Source organism: Corticimicrobacter sp. (assembly GCF_040137905.1).
Classification (GTDB): domain Bacteria; phylum Pseudomonadota; class Gammaproteobacteria; order Burkholderiales; family Burkholderiaceae_B; genus Corticimicrobacter.
This window is the reverse complement of sequence record NZ_JBEFDG010000088.1, coordinates 56,125-74,402: the sequence shown is the minus strand read 5'-3', so window position 1 is coordinate 74,402 and position 18,278 is coordinate 56,125. Positions and strand designations below refer to the sequence as shown.

At 60.3% G+C, this 18,278-nt stretch carries 17 protein-coding genes; 8 read left to right on the top strand and 9 right to left on the bottom strand.

From position 1 onward, the window contains the following. The first annotated feature begins 8 nt into the window (after positions 1 to 8). Positions 9 to 497 (top strand): dihydrofolate reductase, encoded by a 489-nt coding sequence (locus tag ABN482_RS14685; protein ID WP_349504683.1) that lies wholly within the window; start codon positions 9 to 11, stop codon positions 495 to 497. On the opposite strand, the gene ABN482_RS14680 is transcribed toward ABN482_RS14685, so the two are convergent. From ABN482_RS14680 to ABN482_RS14665, 4 genes are read right to left on the bottom strand one after another with little or no spacing between them, the layout of a single operon-like run. Further along, entirely contained in the window at positions 482 to 1,597 is a 1,116-nt protein-coding gene (locus ABN482_RS14680) for a 3-deoxy-7-phosphoheptulonate synthase (RefSeq protein ID WP_349504682.1), read from the bottom strand. The two genes, ABN482_RS14685 and ABN482_RS14680, sit on opposite strands and share 16 nt — an antisense overlap. Beyond that, the gene (gene rsmA, locus ABN482_RS14675) at positions 1,581 to 2,402 is read right to left on the bottom strand and encodes a 16S rRNA (adenine(1518)-N(6)/adenine(1519)-N(6))-dimethyltransferase RsmA (protein ID WP_349504681.1); all 822 of its coding nucleotides are present in this window, start codon (positions 2,400 to 2,402) and stop codon (positions 1,581 to 1,583) included. Before rsmA ends, ABN482_RS14680 begins: the two co-directional genes overlap by 17 nt. Continuing rightward, a complete protein-coding gene (locus tag ABN482_RS14670; RefSeq protein WP_349504680.1) occupies positions 2,399 to 3,871 on the bottom strand; it encodes a peptidylprolyl isomerase in 1,473 nt (490 codons plus the stop codon). Before ABN482_RS14670 ends, rsmA begins: the two co-directional genes overlap by 4 nt. Next, positions 3,872 to 6,205 (bottom strand): LPS-assembly protein LptD, encoded by a 2,334-nt coding sequence (locus ABN482_RS14665; protein ID WP_349504679.1) that lies wholly within the window; start codon positions 6,203 to 6,205, stop codon positions 3,872 to 3,874. It lies immediately after the preceding gene. Positions 6,206 to 6,322: 117 nt separating this feature from the next. Between ABN482_RS14665 and ABN482_RS14660 the strand changes: the two genes are divergently transcribed. From ABN482_RS14660 to ABN482_RS14640, 5 genes are all read left to right on the top strand, one after another. Beyond that, positions 6,323 to 7,378, top strand: coding sequence for an aminoglycoside phosphotransferase family protein (locus ABN482_RS14660; RefSeq protein WP_349504678.1), 1,056 nt, complete (start codon positions 6,323 to 6,325; stop codon positions 7,376 to 7,378). Next, positions 7,378 to 8,124, top strand: coding sequence for an N-acetylmuramate alpha-1-phosphate uridylyltransferase MurU (gene murU, locus ABN482_RS14655; RefSeq protein WP_349504677.1), 747 nt, complete (start codon positions 7,378 to 7,380; stop codon positions 8,122 to 8,124). The genes ABN482_RS14660 and murU overlap by 1 nt, the downstream gene beginning before the upstream one ends. Before the next feature lie 6 nt (positions 8,125 to 8,130). Then, complete coding sequence (locus ABN482_RS14650) at positions 8,131 to 9,597, top strand: phospholipase D-like domain-containing protein (RefSeq protein WP_349504676.1); 1,467 nt, start codon at positions 8,131 to 8,133, stop codon at positions 9,595 to 9,597. A gap of 163 nt (positions 9,598 to 9,760) precedes the next feature. Continuing rightward, positions 9,761 to 10,459 (top strand): DUF6776 family protein, encoded by a 699-nt coding sequence (locus ABN482_RS14645; RefSeq protein ID WP_349504675.1) that lies wholly within the window; start codon positions 9,761 to 9,763, stop codon positions 10,457 to 10,459. 20 nt (positions 10,460 to 10,479) lie between these two features. Continuing rightward, entirely contained in the window at positions 10,480 to 11,403 is a 924-nt protein-coding gene (locus ABN482_RS14640) for a DMT family transporter (protein ID WP_349504674.1), read from the top strand. A 122-nt stretch (positions 11,404 to 11,525) separates the two neighbouring features. Here the strand turns inward: ABN482_RS14640 and ABN482_RS14635 are convergent, their stop codons facing one another. Together ABN482_RS14635 and ykgO are read right to left on the bottom strand one after the other, a co-directional pair. After that, positions 11,526 to 11,936: a ferric uptake regulation protein gene (locus tag ABN482_RS14635; protein ID WP_349504673.1), complete on the bottom strand. Its 411-nt coding sequence runs from the start codon at positions 11,934 to 11,936 to the stop codon at positions 11,526 to 11,528. Positions 11,937 to 12,071: 135 nt separating this feature from the next. Next, entirely contained in the window at positions 12,072 to 12,197 is a 126-nt protein-coding gene (gene ykgO / locus ABN482_RS14630; RefSeq protein ID WP_109060492.1) for a type B 50S ribosomal protein L36, read from the bottom strand. 167 nt (positions 12,198 to 12,364) lie between these two features. Between ykgO and ABN482_RS14625 the strand changes: the two genes are divergently transcribed. Both ABN482_RS14625 and ABN482_RS14620 read left to right on the top strand, forming a co-directional pair. Beyond that, positions 12,365 to 13,381: an amino acid ABC transporter substrate-binding protein gene (locus tag ABN482_RS14625; protein WP_349504672.1), complete on the top strand. Its 1,017-nt coding sequence runs from the start codon at positions 12,365 to 12,367 to the stop codon at positions 13,379 to 13,381. 14 nt (positions 13,382 to 13,395) lie between these two features. After that, a complete protein-coding gene (locus tag ABN482_RS14620) occupies positions 13,396 to 13,827 on the top strand; it encodes a DUF1841 family protein (RefSeq protein ID WP_349504671.1) in 432 nt (143 codons plus the stop codon). 15 nt (positions 13,828 to 13,842) lie between these two features. Here ABN482_RS14620 and recQ read toward each other — a convergent pair whose 3' ends face one another. Genes recQ through ABN482_RS14605 form a run of 3 tightly spaced genes read right to left on the bottom strand, consistent with a single transcriptional unit; the run spans position 13,843 to position 18,270 of the window. Then, positions 13,843 to 15,672 carry a DNA helicase RecQ gene (gene recQ, locus ABN482_RS14615; protein WP_349504670.1) on the bottom strand — a complete coding sequence of 610 codons (1,830 nt, stop codon included), beginning with the start codon at positions 15,670 to 15,672 and terminating at the stop codon, positions 13,843 to 13,845. 49 nt (positions 15,673 to 15,721) lie between these two features. Then, positions 15,722 to 16,780, bottom strand: coding sequence for a cytochrome d ubiquinol oxidase subunit II (locus tag ABN482_RS14610; RefSeq protein ID WP_349504669.1), 1,059 nt, complete (start codon positions 16,778 to 16,780; stop codon positions 15,722 to 15,724). Further along, on the bottom strand, positions 16,777 to 18,270 hold the full coding sequence (locus tag ABN482_RS14605; RefSeq protein ID WP_349504668.1) for a cytochrome ubiquinol oxidase subunit I: 1,494 nt from the start codon (positions 18,268 to 18,270) through the stop codon (positions 16,777 to 16,779). Before ABN482_RS14605 ends, ABN482_RS14610 begins: the two co-directional genes overlap by 4 nt. Positions 18,271 to 18,278 lie beyond the last annotated feature (8 nt).

The following is an 18,278-nucleotide window of genomic DNA, read 5'->3' as shown; positions in this document are numbered from 1 at the left end:
TCCCTGCCATGACCCAACCTGCCATCAGCCTGATCGTCGCCCATGCCCGCAACCGCGTCATCGGCAAGGACAACACCCTGCCCTGGCACCTGCCGGGCGATCTGGCCCATTTCAAGCAGTCCACGCTGGGGCATCCCATCATCATGGGGCGCAAAACCTGGGAATCGCTCGGGCGCCCCCTGCCCGGTCGCCTCAATATCGTCATCAGCCGTGATGCAGCATATTCTGCAGCGGGTGCCAAGGTAGCACCAACGCTTCAGGAGGCACTGACACTGGCCATGCCTGCCAACCGGGTTTTCGTCATTGGAGGTGCCCAGGTCTATGCGCTGGCCCTGGATCTGGCCGATACCATCTGCGCAACGGAAATCAACCAGGATGTCGACGGGGATGCGTACTTTCCGGTACTGCCTCCTGCCCGCTGGGCAGAAGTGGAACGCCGGCCGCAGCCGCCCGAAAACGGCTACGCTTACGACTTCGTCACTTACAAGCGTCGCTGACGCACTGCGTCCGCCAGTATTTCAAGCAGGGGTTCGGTCTGCGACCAGCCCAGGCAGCCGTCGGTAATCGATACGCCATAGGCAAGCGGCACGCCTTCCTTGAGGTCCTGCCGTCCGGCCTCCAGGTGGCTTTCAATCATGACGCCGGTAATACGCTGCTCACCTGCGGCGATCTGCCCCGCGACATCCTGACCAACTGGCACCTGCCGGGCATAATCCTTGCTTGAATTGGCGTGCGAACAATCGATCATGACCTGTTCGCGCAGACCTGCCTTGCGCAGCGCCTGGCAGCAGGCCTCTACACTCGCCGCATCGTAGTTCGGACCATGCTTGCCGCCACGCAGGATGACATGGGTATCCGGATTGCCGCGCGTTTCGAAGATCGCCGCCGTACCCAGCTTGGTCATGCCCATGAAGGCATGCGAGGAACTGGCCGCCACGATGGCATCCACCGCAACCTGCACGCCACCATCGGTACCGTTCTTGAAACCCAGGGGACAGCTCAGGCCCGAAGACAGTTGCCTGTGGCTCTGGCTTTCAGTGGTTCGTGCACCGATCGCCCCCCAGGTCACGAGGTCGGAGAGATACTGCGGGCTGAGCAGGTCGAGAAATTCCGTGGCAATTGGCAAGCCCATGTCGGAAATATCAAGCATCAACTCGCGCGCCTTGCGCAAACCCAGGTTGATGCGAAAGCTGCCATCGAGCAAGGGGTCGTTGATGTAGCCTTTCCAGCCAACGGTGGTACGCGGCTTCTCGAAATACACCCGCATGACGATCAGCAGTTCTTTTTCCAGGGACCGGGCAATGCCCTGCAGCTTGCGGGCATATTCGATAGCCTGCCCGTGATCATGAATGGAACAGGGGCCCACAACAACCAGCAGCCGGTCATCGCGGCCGTGCAGGATATCTGCAATCGCAGCACGGCTGCGCTCGACCAGGCTGTGTGCCGCCGGGTTCACGGGCAGCTCATCGAGCAGCAAGGCTGGCGAAATCAGCGGCCGCACGGCACTGATGCGCACATCGTCGATGCGGGTTGCATCCTGGATGGCGGGATTCACACCCTCGATATCACTGACAGTATTTTCACGTTGCGGACACATCACCGCCTCCTGATTCGACAATATCCTTCAAGGCATCAGCCAGGTCGATGAACTGCGCCACCGACAGCGTTTCGGCGCGCGCCGTCCCTTCAATCCCAAGCGACTCCCAGGGCACGGCAGCCGCCCATGCTCCCAGGACACGACGCAACATCTTGCGACGCTGCGAAAAGGCTCGGGTCACGACCTGTTCGAATACCGCCATGCTGGCCGGCTTCGGTCGGCTTTCCGGAAGCGGACGCATCCTGACCACGGCTGACGTGACACGGGGAGGTGGATCAAACGCATCGGGCGGCACATCGAACAGGCTGTCCATGCGATAGCGCAATTGCAGCATGACGGACAGCCGCCCGTAATCCGACGAGCCCGGTGCCGCGACCATACGATCCACGACCTCTTTCTGCAGCATGAAATGCTGATCCTTGACGACATCGATCGCCTGGACCAGATGAAACAGCAATGGCGTCGAGATGTTGTAGGGCAGATTGCCGACGATCCGCAGTGGCGCACCGAACTCCCTGAAATCGACTTGCAGCGCATCCGCATTGGTCAGTTTCAGACGCTCGCCATGTTGCTGGCGCAGACGTCCGGCCAGATCCCGATCGATTTCGACGGCATGCAGGCAATCGAGCTGCTGCAACAATGGGGCCGTCAGTGCCGACTGGCCTGGACCGATCTCGACCATCAGATCGGCACGCTCGGGACCAATGGCACGCACGATCTGGTCGATGACGACTTCATCGACCAGGAAATGCTGCCCGAAACGCTTGCGGGCCTGATGCCCGCCGCCATGTCCCCGCGTACTCACAGTTCCTGTTCCAGTCGGGCACGCTTTTCCAGGCGATTCTCGATATAGGCCTGGTCACGCAACTGCCCCAACCACTCCTCGAATGCCGGTCCGGCACGTCGCTCGAACAGGATCTGCCGTGCCTGCATGCGCTGGTACTCTTCGGCCATGTCCTGGGTCCGGCGTTCCTCAACCTTGATGAGATGCCAGCCAAACGGACTCTGAACGGGCTGGCTGACCTGGCCGGAATCCAGCGCGTCCATGGCCTGTTCAAAGGGCGGTACTGTTTCGCCCGGCGTCAGCCAACCCAGATCGCCACCTTGCGGTGCCGAGGTGTCATTGGAATGCTGGCGAGCCAGATCCTCGAATTTTTCCTTCCCTTCCAGGATTCGCTGGCGCAGTTGCTCCAGGCGCGTGCGCGCCTGCTCATCGCTCATCACCGCCGAGGTCTTGATCAGGATATGGCGGGCATGGGTCTGGGTGACCGGCATGGGGCCTTCTGCCAGGGCCTGCTGGCTTCGCTCGAACTGCAGTTGCTGCTGTGCCTGGGCAGCATCGCCCCCCGAACTGGCGACAACCTTGATGATGTGAAAACCATTGCCACTCTGCACCAGCTCGGTCATCTGTCCTGGTTGCAAGCCACGAATGGCGATAATGAACAGATCGGGCCAGGCCTGCAACGGACGCTCGCCCATATCTCCCCCCTGGAAGGCCTCAGGGCCATCCGATGCCGCAGCGGCCAGAGAAGCAAAATCCTCACCGGCACGCGCTCGCGCCAGCACATCCTCGGCACGCTGGCGCAGTGCTGCCACATCACTGGAGGCAGCACCTTCCGGCACACGAACCAGGATCTGGGCAAGATGCACAGAGACCGGGGCGGCAAGGTTGGGCCGTGCAGTACCCACGGCATTGGCCCGCGACTCCTGCTCGGCGAGGAAGGCATCGATCTCGGCATTGGAAATCGTGATAGTGGGATCCACGGCACGCTGACGAATGGCATCAAGGCGGATGCTGTCAGTGATTTCGGTACGATAGGCCGCCCACGTCAGGCCCGATTCCTCGATCTTGTGCTGAAGTTCCTGCTGCGACATGCCATTGCGCTGTGCAATCACGGCAATCGCCTGATCGACCTGGGCATCATTGACGGCGATATGCAGCCGCTCCGCCTCATGCTGCTCCAGGCGCTCGGTAATCATCCGCTGCAATACCTGTTGCTCGAGATCGGCATCGGGCGGCAACTGTATGCCGCGACGCGCCAGGTCTGCATGTACCTCTGCCACCCGCCGCGACAATTCGCGCAACGTAATGACATCCTTGTCGACAATCGCCGCAATGCCATCGCTCAAACGCTCCGCCGCAGCGGGCTGCAGTACCTGTTGTGCCTCGGCGGCCATGAGATGAGGCTGAGGTGCCAGCGCAAACGTCGCCAGCACCATGACCAGTCGCGGCAGCCGGCGCTGCCAGATGTACGCTTGTCGCGCGTTTCGCATTTATTCGTACCTTTCAAAAATCGAGCGATCCGGCGCAGGCGGATTGATTACCTGATAGCCCGTAATGCTCTTAGACAGCAAGCTCATCGGATCCGTTCCCAGCGATCCCAGCCCGCTCAGTTCAAGTTGGAAGAAGAAAGCCGTATTGGCATCATTGGCGGAAACAGCGTAGCGCTGCACCACGAAACGGCCCACCCAGCAACAATCACCCTTGTATTCGACACCACCAATCGCCTGTGTGAAACGATTTTCACGCAACGAGTAGTCCATGCGCCCCAGGGTGTACCAGCGGTTGCTGAAAGGCCATTGAAAAGTCGTGCTGACCTGTTCTTGCGGCGTACGCGGACGCGACAGATCCACAATGCCTGGTGTAGGCTCGCGCTGGTATCGATAGGCCGCAGTAATCGATGCAGACCGTTGAGGCAACCACTTGAAACCTGCTGTGGCTCTCTCCCACCGACTTTCATCGGGGTTGTACTGCAGGGATGTCTGCGTCGTCAGGGTATTGGTCAGTGCTGCGCTGGCTCCAATCAGGTAATCTGATCGTGCACCCGTACGCGGCGTCTCGCCTGGCAAAGTTACCCTTTGATCTTCGAAATAGATACGCTGAGCCCCTTCGAGCTTGAGGCGCTCGAACCCGGTATCTTCATCCAGCCATCGCGATGTCAACCCCAGTGTCACTTGGTTGGCATTGGCAATACGATCCCAGCCGCCACTGTAGATATTCTCGCTGAATGCCTGAGCAAAACTGAAAGTGGCCACCGACGTATCGTACAGCGGCAGGTTGGACTGATTGCGATAAGGAACCCACAGGTAATAGATGCGTGGCTCAAGGGTTTGCGTCGAAGCCTTGCCAAACAACGAGGCCCTTCGCTCAAACGTCATGCCGGTATCAAATGAAAAAATAGGCACTGCACGAGATTGCGTTACGCGAGGATCGATGGCTCGCCTGCCACCATTGCTCTGGAAGTAATCTGTTTCATACCGACTGGCATGCATGCCGAACTTGGGCGTCATATACCATCCCGCACGCACGATCGGATAGGCAATCGTCGTATAGGATGACAATCTCTGCCCTTCATAAAGCGCGCTCAACCTCGATGCATTCTGATAGTTGTACCAGGAATTACGAAACCAGGTTGAAGTCAGATCGGTCGTGATATCGAAGCCATTCCAGCCATATCGGGCACCACGCACACCTACCTCGGGAAGCTTCTCGAACGGAGGCGTGATGGGTGCATCTGCATCCTGCAATGTCTGATACTTGTGTACCAATACATATGAGCTCCAGTACTGATTGGCCCAAGACACTTGCCCACTCCGATTAAGTGTCGTTGTAGAGGCCTCATTCAGACCAAAAGTCGAAAAATCCCGAAAGTAGTCATCGTCGGATGCAGCATTGATATCCCAGCCCATGCTGAAACCGCCACCCAGTCGCTGCGCATGCTGAGTCGAGTACATCCAGCGATCGCGCTTGGCCTCGCGATCATGGTCCAGCCAGGTACCATGCATCTGCCCTTCGTAGGTACTGCCCATGTAGCGAAACTCGCCGCCAAGCTGCACCCCGCGCTTGCTCAGCAGGCGTGGCGTCAGGGTCATGTCGTAGTTGGGTGCCAGGTTGAAATAGTAGGGCAATGAAAAATCGAACCCTCCCTTGCTGGTCGTACCGTAGGTTGGCATCAACAACCCACTCTTGCGCTCCTTCTTGATCGGAAAAGTCAGGTAGGGCGAGGCCAGGATGGGCACATCCTTGAAATACAGCACCCCCCAGTGTGCAACTCCCTCGTTTTCCTCGAAATCGAGATCGACATCACGGGCGCGGATTTCCCAGGCAGGGTTGGGGCAGGGGCAGCCGGTATACACCACGTCGGTCATGCTCATGCGCTGCCGGTCGTGAATGGTGGCCGTCGCCGCATGGCCGGAAGCCCCGGAAGCGCCGAGATGAAAACGGGGCTGGTCAACCTCTCCCTGTTCGGTGTTGACGTTGTAGCGCAGGCCAGGGCCGCGGATGAGGCCACCATCGCGCATCAGCCTGACATCACCGACGGCATCGACCCAGCCGCTGCGCTGGTCATAGTCGATGCGATCACCCTTGAGCGAAGTGCCAGTGCGACGAATGCTCCCATTGCCGGTCAGGGTAACCGTATCCTGCCCGGTACCATCGACCTGGTCACCATCGAGAAATACCGGTTGGTCATCTTCGATGATGCCGGCCGGCAGCCTCAGCCCTGGAGAAATCAGTAGCTGGACCGTATCGGCGCTTTCGGGCGTGACGGACTGGGCCTGACTGACGCCTGTTGCCAGCATTGCCAGGAAAGCGAACCTTTTGACCATGAACACGGGAAGCAGCGAGCCTTGAAGATGGAGGTAAACGACTATTATAGAGAATGGCGCAAAGCCGATGGCGGAAATACAATGGCGATTTGCAATTCGCTTCACGGAACCGCGTCAATGCACGAACCCCGAGATCTACGGCTGACCCAGCTGGAAAGCTGGCTGAACGGCCTGCCCGCCACACTGGCGCTGCGCCTCGACACCCTGCAACCCGCCTCCAGCGATGCCAGTTTTCGTCGCTACTTCCGGCTGCAGACCCACTCTGGCAACAGCCTGATCGTCATGGATGCCCCTCCCGAACGAGAAGACAGCCATCCTTTCGTGCATGTTGCCGGCCTGTTGCAAGAGGCTGGCGTGACGGTTCCCGAGATACTGATCCAGGACCTCGCCCAAGGTTTTCTCCTGCTGAGTGATCTGGGCAGCACGACATACTACAGTGCTGTCCAGCAAGGACTCGAAGACGGCACGCTGCAGGTACTGTATCGCGATGCGCTTGCGGCGCTGGTACGCATGCAGGGCAGCGCCACAGCAGGCCTGCCTGTATACGACGAAGCCCGGTTGCTGGATGAAATGTCGCTCTTTCCGGAATGGTACGTCGAGCGCCATCATGGCAGCACACTGACAGAACAAGAGCAGACAGATCTGGAAACGGTTTTCCGGTTGCTGGCACGTTCGGCTGCCAGCCAGCCCTGCGTGCTGGTGCACCGCGACTTCCACAGTCCCAATCTGATGGTGACCTATCCTGCCGCCGGGCAAGGCGACCCGGCACGCAACCCGGGCATCCTGGATTTCCAGGATGCCCTGCTCGGCCCTATCACATACGACATCGCTTCGCTCGTTACCGATGCGCGCACCACCTGGGATGAAGCCCAGCAGCTAGACTGGGCCATCCGCTACTGGGAACTCGGCCGCGCTGCCGGCCTGCCACTGCCTTCCGAGTTCTCCGTCTTCCATCAGGAGTACGAATGGATGAGCCTGCAGCGTAACCTTCGCATCATGGGCGTCTTCTGCCGGCTCAACTACCGTGATGGCAAGCCCTGGTATCTGGACCACCTCCCGCGTGTCACGCAATACGTCCGTCAGGTGGCACAACGATACCAGCCGCTGCGTCCGCTGCTGAAACTGCTCGACCGACTCGAAAATATCCGCACCTACAACGGGATTGCGTTCTGATGCGCGCCATGATCCTGGCAGCCGGCCGGGGCGAGCGGATGCGCCCACTGACCGACCACACTCCAAAGCCGTTGCTGACCGTTGGAGGCCGCCCCCTGATCGAGTGGCAGATCGCACGTCTGGCTCAGGCCGGCATCCGGGATATTGTCATCAACCTGTCCTGGCTGGGCGAACGGATAGAAGCAACCCTGGGCGATGGCCAGCGCCTGGGCGTCCACCTGCATTACTCATATGAAACCGAAGCGCTCGAGACTGCCGGCGGCATTCGCCAGGCACTGCCATTGCTGGGTACCGACCCGTTCCTGGTCGTCAATGGCGATGTCTGGTGTGACTGGGATTACGCGCAGGCATCCCCTCTGGCTGCCGGATTGACTCACGACCCACAGTCTGCCGCCAACACGCCGGATGCATGGCTGCTGCTGACCGCCAACCCGGAACATCATCGGCAAGGCGATTTCAGTCTCACAAATGCAGGCAAGGTCACCGACATCAACGACACCCGGCCCGATCAATCCCTGACATTCACAGGCATCGGCATCTATCACCCCCGCTTTTTCGACAGCGTGCCATCCGGACAACGCCAGGCGCTGGGGCCATTGCTGCGCGCCGCACTGACCGAAGGCAAGGTCATCGGCCAGCGGCACGAGGGGCAATGGCTGGATATCGGCACACCCGAACGACTCGCTGCTCTCGACCATCAATTGACCCGGCCGCAACGGCAGTCGCCCGATACATCCATGCTATAAGAAGCCATGGACACTCTGCGCGACTTCCTGGCCGAATACTGGCCACATCTGGCCTTCCTGGCAACCTTTGGCATCAGCGCCGTCGCGGCCGTACACGCCGCCATGAGCAAGCGCGATGTCCGTGCAGCCATCGGCTGGGTCGCAGTCATCCTGTTCTCACCGCTGTTCGGTACCTTTTTCTATCTTATCGCCGGCATCAACCGCATCCGCCAGGACAAGGTCCACCAGGAGCACAACGCCGCGATCACCTGTCCGATCCAGCATGGCGGACGTCATGCCGTCACCAATCTGGGACCTTTCGCTCCTCGGCATCTCTGGTCGCAAAAGACACTGGGCGATCACATCAGTGGCTTTCCCCTGCTGACCAACAGCAGCATCCAGGCCCTGGATGGCGGCCCGGAAACCTATCCCGCCATGCTTGCGGCCATCCGCAATGCCCGCCATTCGGTAGCCATGACCAGCTACATTTTCGATTGCGATGCCATCGGCAAGGAAATTGCCGAGGCGCTGATCGATGCACGCAAGCGAGGGCTGGAGGTACGTGTCCTGATCGACGCTATCGGCGCACGCTACTCTCACCCGCCGATTACCAGCATGCTGCTGCGAGGTGGTGTGCAGACCGCATTGTTCATGAATACCGCCTTCGGCCTGCGACTGGCCTATGCCAATCTGCGCAGCCACCGCAAGATCATGATCATAGACGGCACGCTGGCGCTGACGGGTGGCATGAATATCCGTGAAGAGTTCATCACACCGGCAAAGGGTGGTACGCCCGCACGGGATGCCCACTTCCGCCTCGAGGGTCCGATCGTCTCGCAATTGATGCACATCTTTGCGCAAGACTGGAAATTCAGCACCCACGAAACACTGGAAGGCCCCCCCTGGTTCCCTGAAGATCCGCCGCCAGCACCGGACAACATGCATCCCACGGCCATCCGGGTCGTCGCATCCGGCCCTGACCAGAACATCGGCAGCACGCACAACATGATCCTGGGGGCCCTGGCCGTAGCCGAACGCAGTGTCCGCATCCATACGCCGTATTTCCTGCCGGACCAGCCGCTGATCGCCGCGCTCAACACCGCCGCCCGGCGCGGCATTGCCGTGGATATCGTCATTCCCAGCAACAACAACCTGCGCATGGTCGACTACGCAATGACCGCCCAGCTTGACCAGATTCTCGGCTCAGGCTGCCGGGTCTGGCGCGCGCACGGCATCTTCGACCATGCCAAGCTGTTGACCGTAGACGGTGCCTGGTCCTATGTCGGCACATCCAACCTGGATCCGCGCAGCCTGCGACTGAATTTCGAAGTCGACATGGAAGTCTACGATCCAGCACTGGCTGCCTGGATCACCCGTCGCATTGATGGTGCCATCGCCCAATCGAGCCCTGAAACACTTGAAACACTGCGTGCACGCCCACGCATCAAGCAATTGCGCAACCGCCTGATCTGGCTGGCCTCTCCTTATCTGTAAGCACATGCGCCACATGGGCACAACCAGATGCATCAGAATATTTAAGAGGCAATCCTTGTTTTCGATGTAACAACGCCTCCACAATACCCTTTATCCTTCCGCTGTCACCTCGCGCACCCATCGCCGGTGCCGCCATTCATATCAAGAGAGGAACCACGGCCAGATGGCACTGTTCAAGAAATCCCAACCCGTCCTTTTCCAGTCGTCCTACGATTCGCGCCGCCGGGGCTTCCGACTGCCGCGCTGGCTGATTCTGCTGCTGCTCGGCATCATCATGGGTGCCAGCGGGCTTCTCTTCCTGCAGAAAAACTACGGTGCACAACGGCTGACTGTGGTGGAATCCCAGGCGCTGACCAACGAACTGCAGGTCACCAAGCAGTCGCAGCAGCAATTGCAGGGCAACCTTGAGCAGACCTCGCAGGCTCTGGACGACAGCCAGCGCAGCGTCCAGCAACTGGAGCAGTCCCTGGCCCAGGAACGCCAGGCGCTCGAGCCACTGCGCGAAGACATCCGCCTGTTCCTGGAAGCCATGCCGGCCGATCCGCGCAGCAGCCCCGTCGGCGTGAGGGCAGGACGTTTCCTGCGCCAGGATCAGGGTCTCTACTATCATGTTCTGCTGACCAACGACAGCAATCTCGATACCCCGTTCTCAGGCAAGCTCACCCTGTCTGTGGCGGGCGTCTACCCATCAGGCCGCAGCGAAACCCTCATGCTCGAACCGGTCGATGTATCATTCGGTCAATACGAGCATGTCCACGGGCTCGCTCCTCTGCCCGAAGGATTCCGCCCCGGCCGCGTAACCATCCAGGTCAGCGACACCGAAGGCAAAGCCCAAGGCATGCGCATCATCAACGCTCGCTGAGCAAGCCTTCCCCTTTTGCCATGCCTTCCGCCTCCGACTCATCCATCACTTCGCCTCGAGGCGGTCTGGCAAACCTGCTGATCCTGATCCTGCCGCCCATGTTCTGGGCGGGAAATTTTGTCGTGGGACGTGCGGTCAACGGTGTCATTCCTCCGTTGACGCTTTCATTTGGCCGCTGGCTCATCGCCCTGCTCTGCATATTGCCCTTTGCCTGGAAAACCATGCGCCGCGACAGGCTGCGCTATCTGGCAATCCGCTGGCAACTGCTGCTGATTTCGGCCATCGGCGTCGGTGCCTTCAACACGCTGATCTATACCGGGCTGACCACAACCACGGCCACCAATGCGCTGTTGCTGAACTCGTTCATTCCGATCCTGATCGTACTGTTCGGTGCCCTGTTCTATCACCAGCACCTGAGCCTGCGTCAGGGAATCGCACTGCTGACGTCATTCTCCGGCGTCCTGATCATTGTTTCCCAGGGGCAATGGCAACGCCTGACCAGCCTGAGCTTCAGTCAGGGGGACCTGATCATTTTCAGCGCCATGGTGTGCTGGGCGCTCTACACGCTCTGGCTCAGGCGCATCCCGGCCGACATCGATCGCATCGGCCTGATGGGCATGCAGATCCTGATCGGCGTCATTCTGCTGCTTCCGCTATTCGCATGGGAATACCTGTCCGGGCAGACCATACGGCATTTCGATGGCGAGGTCGCCGCTGCATTCGCCTATGTCGGCATTTTTCCGTCAGTGCTGGCCTACCTGCTGTACAACCTGGGAGTAGACCGTGCCGGCGCAGCCCGTGCCGGGCTGTTCATTCACCTGATGCCCGCTTTCGGGGCCATGCTTTCCGTGCTGTTTCTGGGTGAACACCTGCACATTTACCAGGTCTTTGGCATCGGCGCGATCTTTGCCGGCATCATCCTGGCGAGCCGACGGTCGCGCTGAAGCGCCTTGCGGGGCTGTGCCCCATCACTCCCCAATCTGAAAAAGAAAGCCACGGCCCCTCGACAGGTAGCCATGGCTTTCTGCACCATATCGGATGGCATGCCTCTCGGCACGCCCGGACATCAGGCCTTGGGAGTGGCAAAGACCGTGATGGTGTGTTCCGACAGCGTGAAACCACGCTCTTCGCAGATTTTCTGCAGGCGCTTTTCGATCTGGGGATCGTAGAACTCGGTCACATCGCCGCTTTGCGTGCAGACGATATGACCATGGTTGCGCTCGCCATCGTTGAGCTCGTAGACGGCCTTGCTGCTGCCCAACTGGCTGCGCTTGAGCAGATCGACCTGTTCGAACTGCGTCAGCACGCGGTAGACCGTGGCCAGACCAATCTCGACGCCGTCATTCATCAGCAGGCGATAGACATCTTCTGCACTCAGGTGGCGCTGTTCGCTACTGCGAAACACGTCAAGGATCTTCAGGCGCGGGAAGGTGACCTTCAGGCCGATATCTTTCAATTCTATTCTGTCCGTACTCATCTTCACTCCTGAACGCATCAGACATTAAACACGTTGAACTGCAAGCAATTTACCATTATCTCATGCAGCGCAGGTTGAAGCCACCCTGTTTTTAACGAAAGAGGCCTCCGAGAGATGCAACGGACTGTGAGTGAATTACCCCTGGCGCGCCTTGAAACGCGGCTGGCTCTTGCAGATGACATAGATCTTGCCACGTCGGCGCACGACCTGACAGTCGCGGTGACGGGTCTTCGCATTCTTGAGGGATGCCAGTACTTTCATGATCACTCCAGTTAAAAATAGAATGATATATCATAACTAATAATACAAAGAAATAAATTTATTCCAGGACTGATGCTGTTCATCCAGCAGCGACCCGTGGTCGCTAACATGGCCGGTTAAGTTCCATGTTAAGTTTCACCCTATTACATGACCACTGGAGATCCAGGATGCGCATTCCCGCCCTTATTGCAGCCACACTGCTGACACTCGGCCCCCTGGCTACCGCCCAGGCCTCGACGCTGGACACAGTCAAAGCGCGTGGTGTCGTTCAGTGCGGCACCACGACCGGCTTCGCCGGCTTCTCTGCCCCCGACGACAAGGGCGAATGGCGTGGTCTGGACATCGACCTGTGCAAGGCCATCGCCGCTGCCGTTTTCGGCGATGCATCCCGTTTCAAGGCCGTACCGCTCAATGCCCAGCAACGCTTCACCGCACTGCAGTCCGGTGAGGTCGACGTGCTGACCCGCAATACCACCGTGACCCAGCAGCGCGATACTGCGCTCGGCATCATCGGTGCCGGCATCAACTTCTATGACGGCCAGGGCTTTCTGGTGCCACGCAGCCTGGATGTAGACAGCGCTCTCGACCTGAACGGTGCCACCATCTGCCTGCAAACCGGCACTTCCAACGAAAATACCCTTGCCGACTGGGCCCGTGGCCACAACATCCAGTACACCCCTGTCGTCTTCGACCAGTTCAATGAAGTGGTCAATGCCTTTGCGGCAGGTCGCTGCGATGTCTTCAGTACCGATGCATCCGGCCTGGCCTCGATCCGCATTTCCCGCCTGGCCAATCCTGACGACTACCTGGTCCTTCCCGAAATCATTTCCAAGGAGCCGCTGGGCCCATTCGTACGGCAAGGTGACGATGCCTGGCTGAATATCGTCAAATGGACTTTCTACGCCATGCTCGAGGCAGAGGAATACGGTATTTCCCAGGCCAACGTCGATGAACAGCTCAAGAGCGAGAATCCAAACGTACAACGCATCCTGGGCGTCACTCCAGGAGCCGGCAAGAACCTCGGCCTCGACGAGAAATGGGCCTACAACATCGTCAAGCAGGTCGGCAACTATGGCGAAAGCTATGCCCGCAATGTCGGCGAGAACAGCTCACTGCAGATTCCACGGGGTCTGAACCGCCAGTGGTATGATGGCGGCCTGATGTACGCCCTGCCTATCCGCTGATCCGTTCTGCCACCATGTTCAATCCATCCCGTGAACAAGTCCGCCAGTTTTTCATCGAAACCTGGCGCAAGCACAAGGCACGCGAACTGCTGACGCCGCTCGAAGACATGGCCCTGGGATGGATACTGCAGCACCCCGAGTACCATGCAGATCTGGAGCGCCCCGACGCCATCGAGGCCGAATATCCGGTCGAGGCCGGGCGCACCAACCCCTACCTGCACCTCTCGATGCACCTTGCCATCTCCGAGCAGGTTCAGGTAGACCATCCTCCCGGCATCCGGGCCGCGCACGATGCACTGGCCGCCCGCTACGATCCGCACCAGGCTGCACACGAAATCATGGAATGCCTGGGACAGGTTGTCTGGGAAGCCCAGCGCCTGGGCAAGGCCCTTGACAATGACAGCTATCTTGAATTGCTGTGGCAGCGCGCAGGGCAGACAGCCTGATCCGCGTCCAGCAGCTCAGGCTTCCGAAGCCGCTTCCTCGAGCACTGTCAGGATATCGTCCCCATAAGCCTCAAGCTTGCGTGCCCCGACTCCGCTGACCAGCCCGAGATCCTCGATGCTTTCCGGTCGCTGCAAGGCAATCTCGCGCAAAGTGGCATCATGGAAAATGACATATGCAGGCACACCATTATTGCGTGCCACTTCGCCACGCCAGCGTCGCAACTGTTCGAATATCCCCTGAGCCTCGGGCGGTAATTGCACCGCCGCAGGCTTGCTCTCGCGCGCCGCAGACTTGCGGGCCGCACGCTCCGACTCGCGGCGCAACATCAACGTGCGATCCCCCTTGAGCACGGCGCGACTGGCCTCGGTCAGCGCCAGCGTACCGTAGCCCTCGTGATCGACCGTCAGCAGCCCCTGGGCCAGCAGTTGCCGCAGCACGCCGCGCCAAGCCTGCTCCGACAGGTCACCCCCGACACCAAATACGCTGAGGGTGTTGTGCCCATACTGGCTGACGCGCTCGGTCTGCTTGCCGCGCAGGATATCGACGATATGCCCCGCGCCAAAGCGCTGACCACGCTCGCGCCACAAACGATACACAGCTGACAGGACCTTCTGCGCAGCCACAGTCCCATCCCACGACTGGGGAGGTTCCAGGCAAGTATCGCAATTGCCGCAGGCATCGTTCGCCTGCCCAAAATAGGCCAGCAGCCGGGTACGCCGGCACTCGACGGTTTCGCACAGCCCCAGCATGGCTTCCAGTTGTGCGGCCTGCCGCCGCCGGAACACCTCATCGCCGGGAGATTCGTCAATCATGCGGCGTTGCTGGACCACGTCCTGCAGCCCATAGGCCAGCCAGGCCGTCGCCGGCAGGCCATCACGTCCCGCCCGTCCGGTTTCCTGGTAGTAGCCTTCGACAGACTTGGGCATGTCGATATGGGCCACGAAACGTACGTCCGGCTTGTCGATCCCCATCCCGAAGGCAATCGTTGCCACCATGACCACGCCATCTTCACGCAGGAAACGGGACTGGTGATCCGCCCGCACCGCTGCACTCAGGCCGGCATGATAGGGAAGCGCGCGAATGCCCTGGGTACAGAGAAAGGCGGCAGTATCCTCGACGCGTGCCCGCGACAGGCAGTACACAATACCTGCGTCGCCCGCATGCTCTTCCTGGATCAGCTTGAGCAACTGACGCCTGACATCATTTTTCTCGACGATGCGATAGCGGATATTGGGCCGATCGAAGCTCGACACGAAATGCTGTGCATCATCGAGCGCCAGCCGCTGCACGATCTCGCCACGGGTTTCGGCGGTCGCCGTGGCCGTCAGTGCGATGCGTGGCACCTCCGGCCAGCGCTCATGCAGGCAGGACAGCCCCAGGTACTCTGGCCGGAAATCATGCCCCCACTGGGATACGCAGTGCGCTTCGTCAATCGCAAACAGGGCGATGTGCCCTCGCTCCAGCAACTGCAGGCAGCGGTCGGTCAAAAGACGTTCCGGTGCCACATAGAGCAGATCAAGCTCACCCGCCAGAAAGGCGCGCTCGACATCGCGAGCCTGCTGCCAGTCCTGGGTGGAATTGAGAAAGGCAGCCCGCACGCCCACTTCCAGCAAGGCATCGACCTGGTCCTGCATCAGCGCGATCAGCGGAGAGACCACCACGCCGGTACCCTCGCGCACCAGCGCCGGAATCTGGTAGCAAAGGGACTTGCCGCCCCCCGTCGGCATCAGCACCAGCGCATCGCCACCGCCGACGACCTGGTCGACAATGGCCTGCTGGTTGCCTCGGAAGGATTCGTACCCGAAAACCCGCTGCAGGATTTTCTGGGCTTGCTGACTAGGCATGACGCATACGGCCTGGCTGAAAAGGCTCACTCATGGGAAAGCTGGCATTTTAAGCCTGATCCCGATCGGCTGCCTGGGGCACTGCGCCGTTTCGGCGCAACTGGTTCAGCCAGCGCACCACATAAACGATGCCGGCAATGACGACACCGAACAAGCCGATGCACGCAATGCTGCGCAAGGCAGCGACATCGGCCGACGCATCCCAGAGCGTAATTTCATCCAGCACAAGGTAAGGAAAAATACTGTAGAAAAGGCCGCCCAGCACAGCCACGATCCATGCTGCTTCCAGCACGAAGGGCAAACGCTTCCATCGGGCCGGCAACTTGCTGACCCGCCGCAACAACATTTCAAGCAGAATGATTGCCAGCAACAAGCATCCCCAGAAAACCAGGGCCGCCAGCAACGCCCCACCCTGCCCCCAACGAAACAGCACCCCGGGATTGTTGATCGCCAGTGCCATCGATACTGCCACGACGCCTGCCACGCTCCAGCGCAGCAGAATCCTCGCCCAGCGCGCGATACGCCGTTGCAACAGGCCCTGCACCCCCTGGGTCAGCCAGGTCATGGCCAGCGCACAGTAGGTCGCCACCAGGCCCACGCTCATAAACGCCACCACCCACCAGGCCGCCCAGGACTGCTCGAACTGCACGGCGAACAAGCCCACGGCCATGCCCTGCCCCAGGATCGCCAACAGGGCTCCAGCCCCCACCACACGGCTCCAGAACAACTGGCGTCCCGTATCGACGCGCAGCCAGCGCTCCAGCGCCAACTGGCGCAGGGTCATCCCCCCCAGCAGCAGCAGCAAGGGCATTTTGAGCGGCACCAGCAAGGCCCCCCAGGCAGCGGGAAATGCCAGGTCTGCCAGCATCATGCCAATGGCCAGCCAAGCCAGAAAAGCGTACCGCCACTGCTTGAGCACATCGAGAATCTGAAACTGCGCCCGCACGGAAGACGCCAGCAGCAGGACACCCATGCCAAGCTCCAGCCCTCCCTGTATCACGCCTGCCAGGAAAATCACCGCCCAGACCGCGAACAGCAGCAACGGCATCCAGAATGCTGGATCGGACACATCCATGCCCAGCGAGGCAGCCAGTACCGTGAGACTCATGCTTGACTCCTGTCGGACCCCACCTGGCCGGCACCTGGTTGCCTGCCCGCAGCCTCGTCGACAACGGGCGCAATAGCGCCGGAATCCGGTTCGGCAGTCACCTTTTCACCCGCGTCGGGAATCGATATATCGGTCACAGGTGTCGCCACGATCTGCGGGGGAACGGGTTCATAGACATCGATATGCTGCACGGCCGCACGGCGCAGCCAGATATAGAAAAACCACCATGCTCCGATCGCCAGCACAACGAAGCACAACAACATGCCCAGGTCGCCAGACTCGTACAGGCCGCCTTCCAGCAACTCGAAATAGGTCACGGTGCCCTGCACGGCATAGGGCAGCTTGCCTGCCTCCATCACGAGCAGGCCCGCAGCGAGCGCAGCCAGGCCCAGCCAGCCGGCATGTCGCAACATCTTCAGGCGTGCCGGCGTCAGCCTGGCCACGTCGAAACGACGCCAGCCTCCCACCGCCCATACCCGCCAGGCAATCAAGGGCATGATGACCAGCAACACCAGCAGCACTCGGGTACTCCAGAATACCAGCGCAACCGGGGGCAACATGCCGCCGTATTTGTCCAGTCCTTCGACCGTACCGTCCGGCAGCTTCTTGAGCCAGTATCCGCCTCCCCCATTGACGACCCAGGCAAGGTCATTCTGCAGTGCCTCCTGGTTCGGCCACGCCAGCAGCGCGACCCGAGGCTCGGTACCCGTTTTCCAGTAGCCTGCCACGGCTGCCGCCTTGGCCGGTTGCCACTGCTGCAACCGGGTGCCGGCAAACAGGCTGGCAGGCAACAGCAGCGTAGTCGATACCAGAGCCAGTACCACGGCACTGCGAAACACCAGATGCAGGCCGTCATCCTGCGGCTTGCGCTGCATCTTGAGCGACAGGACGGCCATGAGCAGGAAAGACAGTGCCGCCAGCGCGGCCAGCACCAGCCAGGGCAGATACACGGCAAGCAGCGGATTGAACAGAATCGGCCGCCAGTCATCGACCTGATAGCGACCATCGACCAGCGTGGCACCCACCGGTGCATGCGTCCAGGCCTGATAGACAACCAGGCACAGCAACAACAGGGTCAGGCACAAGGCCACCCAGATCACCGACAGCAGGTGCAGGCGCGGCGATACCAGTTCGCGCCGATGCAACATGACGCGCAAGCCGCAGAACTTGAGGAGCAGCAATCCCACCAGGCCAGCCGCCAGCAGGGGGCTGGCGATACTGCCCACACGCGGCATCAGCCCCGGCCAGGTCACACCGAACTGCAACAGCAGCGGCAGCGCCGTCAGCACGGCCAGGACCAGCACGATGGAAAAAACCCGCGCCCAGAACAGATAGACGGACATCCAGCCCTGACTTCCCTTCCGGTACTCCTGCCAGCGCAGAAACGCCAGGAACCAGGCCAGGGCAGCAGCCAGGACCGGGAACAGGAAAAAGGCCAGCGCACTCACACCGAATTGCGCATGTGCCACGGATAGGGAGGAAATGTCCATAATGAGGT